A 12,396-nucleotide genomic window follows, 5' to 3' on the forward strand; every position below is an offset into this window, starting at 1 on the left:
CTTGACGACATACCCTAGGGGGGTATAACTTGACGTTATGGACACCACCTTGCCGACCGTTGATCAACCAGCCGATGCGCACCGCGAGCACGGGTACACCGCCGATAAGCAGTCCCTGCTCAAACGGCTGGGTCGCATCGAAGGGCAGGTCCGCGGGATCGCACGGATGGTGGACGAAGAGAAGTACTGCATCGATATCCTCACGCAGATCTCAGCGATCAACGCCGCACTACACAAGGTCAGCCTCGGCCTGGTCGAGGAGCACATCGGACACTGTGTCGTCGGTGCCGCCCAGGATTCACTAGAGACCGGTGACCCAGAGATCGTCAACGACAAGGTCCGCGAGGCCTCGGCAGCCATCGGCCGCCTCCTGCGCTGACCCCTAAAAAGGAGCAAACATGACCACCACCATCAGCATCGACGGCATGACCTGCAACCACTGCGTTGCCTCAGTCACCGAGGAACTCTCGGAGATTGACGGCGTCACCAGCGTAAATATCGATCTCGTCGCCGGAGGAGTCTCCACGGCCCACATCGACTCCTCCGAACCCCTGAGCGAAGCCAGCCTCAACGAGGCAGTTTCCGAGGCCGGCTACACGATCGTCCCCACCAACACCTAAGGCACCACCAGCCAGGAGCAGCAGCATGGAACAGCACCTCGAACAGACCGTCGCAGAAGGCCGGATCCTCGATCTGGATATCCAGGGGATGAGCTGCGCCTCGTGCGTCTCGCGGATTGAGCGCAAGCTGGGCAAAATCGAGGGCGTGGAAGCCAGCGTCAACCTGCCCTTGGAATCGGCGCGTGTTACCGCCCCGGCATCGGTGAGTGACACCGAGCTGCTCACGGCGGTCGAGGCCGCCGGATACGGTGCCTCGGTCAGGCAGGATCCGCATCACCACCCCGACAGCAGCCCGCAGGATAACGGGGGAAAGCCCGGCGAGCACGTCGATCACCTGAACCATGGTGGAAGCGCCGAGGACCTGCGTCCGCGCCTGATCGTCGGTGCGATCTTCACGATTCCGTTGTTCCTGATCTCCATGATTCCCGCCCTGCAGTTCCCGCACTGGGGCTGGGTGGCCCTGGCCTTGGCGACACCGGTGACCTGGTGGTCGGCCTGGCCTTTCCACCGCGCCGCCCTGGCCAGCGCCCGCCACTTCTCCTCCACCATGGACACCTTGGTCTCCATCGGCGTATTGGCCGCTTACCTCTTCTCGCTGTGGCAGTTGCTGTTGGACCCGGCCATGACCGCCGGCACCGGGATGGGCATGTCCGACCACCAGCTGTACTTCGAAACGGCCGGCGTCGTGGCCACCTTCCTGCTATTGGGCCGTTGGCTCGAGGCCCGCGCCAAAACCTCTGCAGGCGATGCCTTGCAGTCACTGCTGAGCCTGGGGGCCAAGGACGCCACCGTAATGCGCGACGGCATTGAAGTACGCATCCCGGCTTCCGAGCTGGTCCCCGGGGATGAGATCGTGGTGCGACCCGGAGAGAAGATCGCCACCGACGGCTACATCCTCGAGGGCGAATCGGCCATCGACACCTCGCTGATCACCGGCGAATCCGCGCCGACCGACGTCGGCCCGGACGACACCGTGACCGGCGCCACCATCAACACCTCGGGCCGGCTGCTGGTGCGTGCCACCCGGGTTGGCGCGGAGACGACCCTGGCCCAGATGGGCAGAATGGTTTCCGACGCACAGACCGGCAAGGCTCCGATCGCCCGGCTGGCCGACAGGATCTCCGCGGTTTTCGTTCCGATCGTGCTGGCCATCGCCGTGCTCACCTTCATCCTGTGGCTCGCCATTTCCGGCGATTTGCAGTCAGCCTTCACGGCAGCCGTATCCGTCCTGGTCATCGCCTGCCCCTGCGCCCTGGGCCTGGCCACCCCCATCGGCCTACTCGTAGGCACCGGACGTGGTGCACAGTTGGGCATCCTCATCCGCGGCCCTCAGGTCCTCGAGGACACCCGTCGGGTGGACACCGTTCTGTTGGACAAGACGGGAACCGTCACCGAAGGCCGACTCGCCATGGCCGATGTCATCGCCACCGCCGATGTGGATCAGGAAATGATCCTGGCCTTCGCTGGCGCCGCCGAGTCGGGGTCTGAGCATCCGATCGCCCAGGCCATCACCTCCGCCGGTCGGCACGCCGACCCCGTCTCAGCTTTCACCTCCTCCCCCGGTGGCGGCGTCCGGGCCACCGTGGGTTCCGCCGTCGTCATCGTCGGTTCGCCCGCCTGGCTGAGTGACAACGGCACCGAACCCGATAGCGCCTCCTTGACCGCCCTGTCCGCGGCCCGAAAACAAGGAACGACGGCGGTACTGGTCGCAGTGGACGGCGCCGCTATTGGGGTCATCGGGCTGCGCGATACCGTCCGCGAGTCCTCCCCGGCAGCCATCGAGCGCCTACGTTCCCTTGGCTTGCGTCCGATGCTGCTGACCGGCGACAACGAGGAGGTGGCCGCCCAGGTGGCCACAGCGGTTGGCATCGATCCGGCCGACGTCTTCGCCGGGGTTCTTCCGGCGGGCAAGGTCGACAAGGTGGCAGAAATGCAGGCCACTGGCGCCGTGGTGGCGATGGTGGGCGACGGCGTCAACGACGCCCCAGCCTTGGCCCGTGCCGACCTCGGCCTGGCCATGGGTTCGGGAACCGACGTGGCTATCGAGGCCGCGGACATCACCGTCATGGGCAACGATCTGGCCCAGATTCCGCAGGCCATCGAGCTCTCCCGCAGAACCCTGGGCATTATCAGGACGAACCTGTTCTGGGCGTTCCTCTACAACACGATCGGCATTCCGGTCGCCGCCCTGGGGCTGCTCAACCCCATGATCGCCGGCGGCGCCATGGCTGCCAGTTCGGTGCTGGTGGTTCTGAACAGCCTGCGCCTGCGCAGCTTCGCGAAGTAGTTCGGGCCAGCTCGTTTCGGGCCTCTGGCCGGCTTTCCTTCACTCGGCCACTTACTTGCTTACCCTAAGTAAGTAAGTTAGCGTTGTCAGGTAGCAACGCAAGGAGCCAATAGTGATCAATGACCAAGAAGCCGGCCAGATTCTCTCGGAAATGGTGCAAACCAGTCGGACTTTCCGCTTAGCCGGCCAACGCAATAAGGACCAGAGCTTCACGGGGACCAGGTTCGGCTTCCTGCAGCATCTGCGCCACCGTGACGCCCGTTTGGGTGAGTTGGCGACCCAGCTTTTCGTCTCGGCCCCCGTGGCCTCACGTGCCGTGGACTGCTTGGAGGCCGACGGATTGGTCGGACGCCGACCGGACCCCGAAGATGCCCGAGCCCAGCTCATCTCCATCACCGAACGCGGACTGACGAAGCTCACAGATAGTGAGACGCACGCCGTGCGCCGGTTCGCCGATTCCCTGACCGACTGGTCCACGGAGGACGCCGAACAGGCCATCAACCTCCTGCAACGACTGAACCTGCACCTGGAAGAAATCACCAGGGACCCCGAACTTCATGGACCCCACGGGGCCGACAAGCTAGCCACCACCTCCGATACCGGAAGCGAGTTGATGGGATGACGTCCTCCACCTCCACCACCGCGGCAATCAACACCGAAGAACCACGGGAGTATTCGCATCGCGAAATCCTCCAGGTGATGACCGGTCTGCTCGCCGCACTTTTCACCGCGATGATCTCCACCACCATCGTGTCCACAGCACTGCCCACCATCATGGCCGATCTGGACGGCACCCAGCGTCAGTACACCTGGGTCATCACCGCCAGCCTGCTGGCGATGACAATCGCCACCCCGATCTGGGGCAAACTCTCGGACCTCTTCAACAAAAAGACCCTGGCGCAGATCGCGATCATCATGTTCGTGGCAGGCTCCATCGCCGCAGGACTCTCCACGACCATCACCTTGATGATGACCGCTCGCGCGGTCCAGGGCGTGGCCATGGGCGGGCTCATGGCGCTGGTGCAGTCGATCATGGCCTCCATCATCGCCCCTCGTGAACGTGGACGCTACGCCGGCTACATGGGTGCCGTCATGGCCGTGGCCACGGTTTCCGGGCCGCTGATCGGCGGGGTCATCACCGATTCCCTGAACTGGCGCTGGACCTTCTTCGTCAGCGTCCCCTTGGCCGTCGTCGCGTTGATCCTGCTTCAACTCAAGCTGCATCTGCCGACCATCAAGCGTGCCAACCTCAGCATCGACTACCTCGGCGCCATCCTGGTCTCCGTATCGGCCGCCATTCCGATGCTCTGGGTGACCTTCGCCGGGAGCGAGTATGACTGGATTTCTTGGGAGTCCGGCGTCTTCCTGGCCGCCTTCCTCGTCGCCGCCGTCTTGGCGGTGATCGTCGAGTTGCGGGCCCCCGAGCCGATGATCCCCATCCGGGTGCTGCGCAACCCCACCGCTGCGTGGATGATCGTCGCCAGCGTGGGTGCCGGTGTGGGCATGTTCGGTTCCGGCGTGTTCCTGACCCAGTACTTCCAGCTCGGTGACGGACGCACCCCCACCGCTGCCGGCCTGATGACCATTCCGATGATCCTCGGCCAGACGCTCTCAGCCATGGTCGGCGGACTCATCGTCACGCGGATCGGACGGTGGAAGCCGGTGATGATGATCGGCAGCGTCATCATGCTCATCGGCCTCGTCGGTTTGGGCACCATCAACCACGACACCTCCTACCTCTACGTCGCGATCTTCATGGCCCTCATGGGTCTGGGCATCGGCACTCTGGTCCAGAACGTCGTGCTGGCCGTGCAGAACACGGTCGACGTCACCGAGGTCGGTGCCGCCTCAGCGGCCATCGCCTTCTTCCGCTCCTTGGGCGGGGCCATCGGCGTCTCCATCCTCGGCGCCGTGTTGACGAGCCGCGTCAGCACCAACATCTCCGAAGGCCTGGAAAAGCTAGGCATTCCCGCCGGCGCCATGTCAGCAGGAGGCGGGGACACCGAACTGGATATCAGCGGGTTGCCCGCACCGGTTCAGGAAGTGTTCCACAATGCCTACGCCGATGCGTTCGGTCCGATCTTCATGATCGCCGCCATGATCGCCGCCGTCTCGGTCATCGCCATCGCCATCGTGCGCGGCGCCCCGCTGCGCACCACGGTGGCCATGAATCCCTCGCCCAGGACCCCGGTGCCCGACAGGACTCAGGACGAGGACGGAACCCTGGAGGCCGACGGCGCGCCCCAGCCGGGGACATCGCCCACAACACCACCACCCTCAGGTCACCAAGACTGAGAACGCGGAGAAACAGGAGTCGAACATGCAGGACATCAAAACGATGAAGGCCTTCGTCCTTCCACACCGTGATGCCCAGACCGTGGAACCGGCCCGCGTGCCGGTTCCACGGATCGGCTCCGACGAACTGCTAGTGCGTGTGCACGCCATCGGCGTCGGAATCCATGATTCGTACTTCCTGCCCGGGGACGCCCGGTACCCCTACCCCATCGGGATCGAGGCGGCCGGCGTCGTCGAGCAAGTCGGCAACGACGTCACAAGCCATGCCGTCGGCGACCGCGTGTCCTTCGTCAGCGCCATGCAGCCGGGCGGAGGCACGTGGGCCCAGTGGACCGCAGTGAAGGCGGAATCGATGATCCTGCCGATACCGCAGGGCATGAGTTTCGTTGCGGCAGCGGCTGTTCCGGTGGCCGGGAACACTGCGTTGAAGGCGCTGCACACCGTGGCCGATGTCCCGGCAGGTGGGTCGCTCTTTATCGCCGGCGGATCCGGGGCCATCGGCACGTTCGCCATCCAACTGGCCCGTCAGCGGGGCTTGCGGGTCGCCGCCTCGGCATCGGCTGCCAACCACGACTACCTTCAGTCGGTCGGGGTTGAAAAGGCCGTCGACTACCACGACTCCCGATGGCGCGAAGAGGTGCTGGCCTGGATGCCCGGAGGGGTTTCGGCCGTGATGGCGGTCCAGCCCGGCACGACGGCGGACAGTCTGCCAGTGCTCAGGGACGGCGGGACCCTGGTCTCGATTTCCGGTGACCCGCTGGTATCCGAGCGCGGGGCCCACCTGACCGGGCTCCCCTACCAGCTCGATGTCGGAGCAGAGCTCGGCAAACTCATGGAACAGATCGCCTCAGGGCAGGTGCACCTCGAGCTCGAACGGGTGTACCCGTTCGACGAAGCCCTGGACGCCTTGGCGAAGGTGCAGACCCGTCGGGCCCGCGGAAAAGTCGTCCTCCAGCTGGAATAGCCGCCTTGGAGCCCTCCGTTTCAGGAGCCCTCGGCCGGGCCCCAGCCCCTGCCGAACCCATAACCTTGCGCAAATTGGCCCGGCAGGGGAAGGCATGTTTTTGGACCGCACGTATGCCGCTTTGTGGATATGTGACAAACCCCCGTGTTAACGTGTCCATAGCGTCGGCCCGGGCTATCTCCGGGCCATGGGGCGCGTGATCTATCGACTAATCCGACACGAGGAGCGCCAAAAACGCGATGAGCGATCTACATCCGGCACCTGCAGACCAGGCCGACAGCGAATCCGGTGATGAGTCACCCAAGGGTTCCGCACCGGTCAGGTGGCCGGTTTTCATCGCATCGCTCGTCGGGGTCCTTGCCGTCGCGATCTGGACCCTGTCCGCGCCAAAGCAAGCCGAGGCAGTCATCGGTGAACTGGTCGCCTTCGTCTCCACCAGCTTCGGCTGGTTCTATATCCTGCTGGCCACCGTCATCCTGGTCTTCGTGATCTACCTGGGGATGTCCCGGTTCGGGCACATCAGGCTGGGACCCGACGATTCTCGACCCGAGTATTCGACGTTTGCCTGGGCCGCGATGCTTTTCGCCGCAGGCATCGGCACCGACGTGATGTTCTTCTCCGTCTCCGAGCCGGTTTCGCAATACCTGAACCCACCCGTGGGCCAGGCCGAAACCGTCGACGCCGCACGAGAAGGAACGTTCTGGACGCTGTTCCATTACGGGATCACCGGTTGGGGCATGTACGCGCTGATGGGTATGGCCCTGGGGTACTTTGCCTATCGGTTGAATCTGCCACTCGCCGTCCGTTCGGCCCTCTTCCCGCTCTTCGGGCGACGCATCAACGGCGTCCTCGGTCACGCGGTGGACACCGCAACCGTGCTCGGGACGATCTTCGGCGTCGCGACCAGCCTGGGGATCGGCGTGGTGCTGCTCAACGCAGGACTCAACATCATCTTCGGCATCGCCATCGGGACGGCGGCGCAAGTCGGACTGGTGGTCCTGGCCGTGATCATGGCAGCCATCTCGGCGACCACAGGTGTCGACAAGGGCATTCGATTCCTCTCCCAACTCAACGTCATCCTGGCCATCGCACTGGCCGGCTGGGTTCTGGTCACCGGAAACACCCGCTTCCTGCTCGATGCGATCGTGATGAATGTCGGAGACTTCATCAGCATGTTCCCGGGCATGACGTTGCAAACCTTCGCTTTCAACGACGTCGACGAGTGGATGTCACTGTGGACACTGTTCTTCTGGGCCTGGTGGGTCGCCTGGGCATCCTTTGTCGGCATGTTCCTGGCCCGCATTTCGCGCGGTCGAACGATTCGCCAGTTCGTCCTCGGAACCATGGTCATCCCCTTCAGTTACATCGTGATGTGGGTATCGATCTTCGGAAACGCCGCCCTGTCCCGTGTTCGCGGCGGGGATACGGAGTTCGCCGATACGGCAGCATCGGGCAGCGGTCTGGGCTTCTTCAACCTCTTGCAGGAGTACCCGCTCTCCGGGGTGGTCATTGCCGTCGCGGTCCTGGTCGGCCTGCTGTTCTATGTCACCTCCGCCGACTCCGGCGCCCTGGTCATGGGCAACCTGTCTTCTCGTCTGCGGAGCGTCCAGGAGGATTGTGCCCCCTGGCTGCGCATTACCTGGGCCGGGACCACCGGCCTGCTGACGATGGGCATGCTCCTGGTCGGTGGAATCACCGCACTGCAATACGCCACCATCATCATGGGCCTGCCATTCTCGATCGTCTTGATCCTGGTGATGATCAGTCTGTGGAAGGCGTTGCGGGTGGAGGGCCGCCGGGCCGACAAGAGTACCGGCACCCGAGCCCATATCCTGGCGGCACGGTTTGAAAACCGCGAAACCTGGAAGACGAGACTGTCCAGGGTCACCAATTTCGTGAGCCCCGACGATGCCCGACGAGATCTCCAGGACCTGGTGTTCCCTGCCTTGCAGGAGGTCTCCAACGAGCTCAACGAGCGCGGTGTCCCGGCCCGGGTAGCGATGGAAGAGGGCGAGAGACCGGCAGTCCAGCTAACCACCAACGCCTCGTCGGATCCGTTCATCTACCGGGTGCAATTCGAACTTGTTCCGGTGCCGGCCTACGGTGGCCGCATGGTCGGAAGCAGGGACCAATACGCCCGCCTCGAGGTCCACCTCTCAGCCGGTGGGCAAGACTACGACGTGATGGGCTTCTCCAAAACCCAGCTGATCCACGACTGCCTCGACCACTACGAGGAACATGTGGAGTTCCTGAGGATCGCGGACTAGTTTCCGGATAGACCCCACCGGAACGGCACCCCAGGGGGTCTGGGAGATCGTCCGGGCCAAAAAAGCACCGCCGGTGCATGGGCTAGGCCATGCGCACGGCGGTGTTGCTTACCCGATGGCGCCTAGGGGGCCGGGTTGATCACGCGCCCCCACGTGGACTTATTGCCCCAAATGTTCTGGCGCAGACCCTCCAGTTGAAGGATCTGTGAGTGGTCCACGAACAGGTTCACTTCGTTCCCGTAGTTCTTGATGTACCACTCGAAAACCGGTCCGTCGGCGGCCTCGAACATCACGTTTTCCAAACCGACCGAGTTGATGATGGATGCTGCGGCGCCGGTGTTCCATTCATCGACGTTCTCGGTGATGCCCTCGGATTCGATCATGATGATGTCGGCCCCGGCGTCCAGGCATCGTTTCGCACGATCCGTCAGGTCGCCGATGTCCTTCATCGACTCAGCAGCCAGTTCGGCTTCCCCGGAGTCCCCTCCGGAACCGACCTGGATGCCCAACTCCGGTTTGGCTTTCAGCCCCGCCTGGGTGACTTTCTCGACCAGACGCAGCAGCCCGGTGGTGTTGAGCATGATGAAACCGGTGGAGATTTCGATGGTGTCGAACCCCACGTCCTTGGCCTCCTTCAAATACTGGTCCACCGCGTCATTCCCGTAGCGCAGCACGGTCTCGATCCACCCTCCCGAGGAGACGTAGGATCCGTTGTCGTGGGCGATATCGCTGAATTTTTTGACCTGCTCGGGCGGAACCAGGGCAAACGAACCTCCTGCCCATTTGATGCCGTCCACCCAGGGACCCGCGACGTCGAAGACGTCCTGGAGGTGACGGGTGCCGAAGGTGGAGTAGTAGGGCGCACGAATCTCGGTCAGTCCAGTGGTGCGCGGTTTCGACGGGCGGTACGCCCGGGGAACGAAGTTGAATGAAACGTCTTGAGCAATCTGGTGGGTCATACTGTCTCCTGAGAAAACTCGCGCCGATTCGGGCTCGAGGGTGTACTGGACCGCCGGGTGCCGACCTGGGCCAACAGGACGGTCAAGTCCGAGACCTGATGCTCATCGATGGTGTGCACCGTCTCGGCGATCTTCTCGCGCAGCTCATGGCTGGCGAAGGGTGAAGTGAGGGCATCAAATTTCCGCCGTGCCCCCTCCCAATCCAATGGGTCGTCATGGAACCCCTGATAGGAATCCCGGGCCGAGTGGAACCGTGTGCCATCGGCCAGGGTGATTTCCAGATCCGCTGGCATGTGCTGCGGGAAACGCCGGGAAAATTCCGGATCCTCCCTGATCTCCACCTTGCCCATCAGATCCTGGACATCCCGGGCAACGATGCGCTCGGGGGTGTACTGCTGGGGGGTCACCTCACCGTCCAAAAGGGCCGCGGCGAGCATCCAGGGCAGGGAGTGGTCGGCTTCCTCCTTGGCGGAGATGTTGCGCTTATCGCCTTCCTCGCCGCCCCCGATGATGTTCCAAGCGACATCGAAGGTACGGAGCCGAGCCGTTTGCACCGAGCTGGCGTCGAAGCCCTCCTGGCTGCGGACGTCCAGAGCTGCCTCCAAGGCCGACTGGGAATGTATCTCGGCGTTGTGCTTCTTGATGATGGTGCGCAGCACGCTCTCCAGATCCTCGCTCGACCAATCGATGAAGAAATCACCGGCTATGGATTCCTTGAAACCCTTATTGCCCTCGAAAACCTGTGCCGGGCCGGTGATCCCGCGCGAAGCCAGCATGGCCGACCACGTACCTTCTTTGGATACGTGCGGGTAGGCCAGGCCCTTCCAATGGCTGAGGTCCCCGGTCCGGGTCACGCGCAGAGCATTGTTGGCGGTGCCCGCCATCGCGATGGCGTTGGCCGTCTGCTCCGCCGTAAGACTCATCGCCTTGGCAGCGGATGCGGCGGCCGCGTACGCGCCTTGGGTGGTGTGGTCGAACCCCTTGTCCCGGACCGGGGCGACGTCGGAGAGGCGGGTGTGGACTTGATAGGCGACTGCCAAGGCATCCAGGAAGGTCTTGCCGCTGGCCCCTGCCATTTCCGCAGCAGCCAGAGCCGCTCCCAGGTTGTCTGAGGGGTGGTTGGTCTCCTTGGGTGCCAGATAGGAGTCCATGAAATCCAAATACCGTGAAAGCGCCGAGTTGAAGAAGGCCACCCGTTCGGCAGTGGACTTGCCTCCTCCGATCATGGTGGCCTGCTCGGTGCCTCCCAGATCCTTCAGCAGTTTCCGGATCGAGGAGATGGGCTTGGCATCGAGGGCTCCGATCGCGACCCCGAGCGTATCCAGGACATGGATTTTCAGTTGCTCCCGTGCTGCGGCCGACATGGTGGCCGAATCTGCCTGGTGGACGAAGGCTGCTAGTTCCTGGACCTCAGTCATGAGGACTCCTCACTGTTGAAACGAAACCCTTAATATTTATTAGGTTTACCTTACTTAGTTTAATCATGCTTTTGTGTTCTATCAAGAGAAGGGGTGTGTGATGTTGAACGGCCATCCCCTCGGCGCCCAACGATGGAGCAGGGGCGGGAGGCCTCGCGCACCCCAAATATTTGATTTATGGTGAAGGAGATTACTCCCGAACGAGGTGGGCGGATTCACGGTGGACATGGTGCGGGTGTCGAGAATTCGAGCATTCAGCACCTAGGTCCACGCGAACGAGTCGGTCTTTTTCCCCTCGGGAGTACCGTTCATTGAGCTGGAGGAGTTTCATCATGTGCGCATCGGCCCCGGACAACGACGGCGTTTCGCCGATTACTCTTTCCGATATCGAGCAGGCCAGGGAACTACTCAGCGACGTCACTGCCTGCACGCCAATCGAAACCAGCTCCTCGCTCAGCGACTTGGCCGGGGTGCAGGTGTTCCTCAAATGCGAGAACCTCCAGCGGACTGGTTCCTTCAAACTGCGCGGCGCGTTCACCCGGCTCTCGGCGCTCAGCGAAGCCGAACGCCGTCGCGGGGTGATCGCCGCCAGCGCGGGCAACCATGCCCAGGGGGTGGCACTGGCCGCCCGCGAATTGGGGATCGACTGCCTCGTCTACATGCCCATGGGGGCAGCCCTTCCCAAGGTGACAGCCACTCGTGCCTACGGTGCCGAGGTACGTCTGGCCGGTGGTGACCTCGCGGAATCCATCGAATACGCCCAAGCCGAGGCGGAGACCAGCGGACGTGTTTTCATCCCACCGTTCGACCACGTCAATATCGTGGCCGGTCAGGCCACCCTGGGTCTCGAGGTCCTGGAACAGGTCCCCGACGTCGGGACCATCATCGTCCCCACCGGCGGCGGAGGCCTGCTGGCCGGGGTCGCCACTGCCGTGCATCTCTCCGGGTCCCGAGCCCGGGTCATCGGGGTGCAGGCCGAAGGGGCTGCCGCCTTCCCGGCGTCACTTCTCGAGGGTGCGCCAGTCCGACTGGCCAAGATGTCGACCATTGCCGACGGGATCGCGGTGCCGTCGCCCAGTGAACTCACCCTGGGGATCGTGCGTGATCATGTTGCCGAGATCCGGACGGTGACTGAGGAGCAGATCGGTGAGGCGATGCTGTTGTTGAGCGAGCGGGCCAAAATGGTGGTCGAACCGTCCGGGGCCGCGGGTGTTGCTGCCGTGCTCGAAGGTGCCAAGGAACTGGAGGGGCCCGTCGTCGTTGTGCTCTCCGGCGGAAACGTCGACACCCTGGTGCTGAACCGGGTCCTGCAGCATGGTCTCGTGGCTGCAGGGCGCTTCATGCAGATGATCGTCCGCGTACCCGACCGGCCGGGGTCCCTGGTCGAGCTGCTCACCGTACTGGCACGCACCGAATGCAATGTGGTCAACGTCGAACATGACCGAACGACCAGCGGGTTGGCGGCTAGTGAAGTGCAGATCGGCGTCAAGGTCGAGACCAAAGGCCAGGAACACAAGACGGAGATCATTGCGGAACTCAAACGGCTTGGCTACGAGGTTTCCTACCCCGCTTTCGAAAACGCCTGA

General features: G+C 63.3%; 10 protein-coding genes. 8 read left to right on the forward strand and 2 right to left on the reverse strand.

The window, feature by feature from the left end; genetic code table 11:
* The first annotated feature begins 37 nt into the window (after positions 1-37).
* The 7 genes from CIK75_RS14050 (at position 38) to betT (ending at position 8,433) form a co-directional block, all read left to right on the forward strand.
* Positions 38-379 carry a metal-sensitive transcriptional regulator gene (locus CIK75_RS14050; protein ID WP_096224515.1) on the forward strand — a complete coding sequence of 114 codons (342 nt, stop codon included), beginning with the start codon at positions 38-40 and terminating at the stop codon, positions 377-379.
* 19 nt (positions 380-398) lie between these two features.
* Positions 399-620 (forward strand): heavy-metal-associated domain-containing protein, encoded by a 222-nt coding sequence (locus CIK75_RS14055; protein ID WP_086996696.1) that lies wholly within the window; start codon positions 399-401, stop codon positions 618-620.
* Between the two features lie 25 nt (positions 621-645).
* Positions 646-2,907, forward strand: a complete 2,262-nt coding sequence (locus CIK75_RS14060) for a heavy metal translocating P-type ATPase (protein WP_096224516.1) — start codon at positions 646-648, stop codon at positions 2,905-2,907.
* A gap of 112 nt (positions 2,908-3,019) precedes the next feature.
* On the forward strand, positions 3,020-3,529 hold the full coding sequence (locus CIK75_RS14065) for a MarR family winged helix-turn-helix transcriptional regulator (protein WP_086996704.1): 510 nt from the start codon (positions 3,020-3,022) through the stop codon (positions 3,527-3,529).
* A complete protein-coding gene (locus CIK75_RS14070; RefSeq protein ID WP_086996706.1) occupies positions 3,526-5,202 on the forward strand; it encodes an MDR family MFS transporter in 1,677 nt (558 codons plus the stop codon). Before CIK75_RS14065 ends, CIK75_RS14070 begins: the two co-directional genes overlap by 4 nt.
* A 25-nt stretch (positions 5,203-5,227) precedes the next feature.
* Positions 5,228-6,166 carry an NADP-dependent oxidoreductase gene (locus CIK75_RS14075; protein WP_198962453.1) on the forward strand — a complete coding sequence of 313 codons (939 nt, stop codon included), beginning with the start codon at positions 5,228-5,230 and terminating at the stop codon, positions 6,164-6,166.
* Positions 6,167-6,405: 239 nt separating this feature from the next.
* Positions 6,406-8,433, forward strand: coding sequence for a choline BCCT transporter BetT (gene betT, locus CIK75_RS14080; RefSeq protein ID WP_086996709.1), 2,028 nt, complete (start codon positions 6,406-6,408; stop codon positions 8,431-8,433).
* 122 nt (positions 8,434-8,555) lie between these two features.
* Here the strand turns inward: betT and CIK75_RS14085 are convergent, their stop codons facing one another.
* Positions 8,556-9,392, reverse strand: coding sequence for a phosphosulfolactate synthase (locus CIK75_RS14085; RefSeq protein ID WP_086996711.1), 837 nt, complete (start codon positions 9,390-9,392; stop codon positions 8,556-8,558).
* Complete coding sequence (locus tag CIK75_RS14090) at positions 9,389-10,810, reverse strand: MmgE/PrpD family protein (RefSeq protein WP_096224517.1); 1,422 nt, start codon at positions 10,808-10,810, stop codon at positions 9,389-9,391. Before CIK75_RS14090 ends, CIK75_RS14085 begins: the two co-directional genes overlap by 4 nt.
* Before the next feature lie 332 nt (positions 10,811-11,142).
* Between CIK75_RS14090 and ilvA the strand changes: the two genes are divergently transcribed.
* Positions 11,143-12,396, forward strand: coding sequence for a threonine ammonia-lyase (gene ilvA, locus CIK75_RS14095; protein ID WP_096224518.1), 1,254 nt, complete (start codon positions 11,143-11,145; stop codon positions 12,394-12,396).

Source organism: Glutamicibacter sp. BW78 (genome assembly GCF_002332245.1).
GTDB lineage: Bacteria > Actinomycetota > Actinomycetes > Actinomycetales > Micrococcaceae > Arthrobacter_H > Arthrobacter_H rhombi_A.

Bases quoted from the DNA above. Each gene is read 5' to 3' on its own strand.
- CIK75_RS14050 (WP_096224515.1), top strand. From the start codon at position 38: ATGGACACCACCTTGCCGACCGTTGATCAACCAGCCGATGCGCACCGC.
- CIK75_RS14055 (WP_086996696.1), top strand. From the start codon at position 399: ATGACCACCACCATCAGCATCGACGGCATGACCTGCAACCACTGCGTT.
- CIK75_RS14060 (WP_096224516.1), top strand. From the start codon at position 646: ATGGAACAGCACCTCGAACAGACCGTCGCAGAAGGCCGGATCCTCGAT.
- CIK75_RS14070 (WP_086996706.1), top strand. From the start codon at position 3,526: ATGACGTCCTCCACCTCCACCACCGCGGCAATCAACACCGAAGAACCA.
- CIK75_RS14075 (WP_198962453.1), top strand. From the start codon at position 5,228: ATGCAGGACATCAAAACGATGAAGGCCTTCGTCCTTCCACACCGTGAT.
- betT (WP_086996709.1), top strand. From the start codon at position 6,406: ATGAGCGATCTACATCCGGCACCTGCAGACCAGGCCGACAGCGAATCC.
- CIK75_RS14085 (WP_086996711.1), bottom strand. From the start codon at position 9,392: ATGACCCACCAGATTGCTCAAGACGTTTCATTCAACTTCGTTCCCCGG.
- CIK75_RS14090 (WP_096224517.1), bottom strand. From the start codon at position 10,810: ATGACTGAGGTCCAGGAACTAGCAGCCTTCGTCCACCAGGCAGATTCG.
- ilvA (WP_096224518.1), top strand. From the start codon at position 11,143: ATGTGCGCATCGGCCCCGGACAACGACGGCGTTTCGCCGATTACTCTT.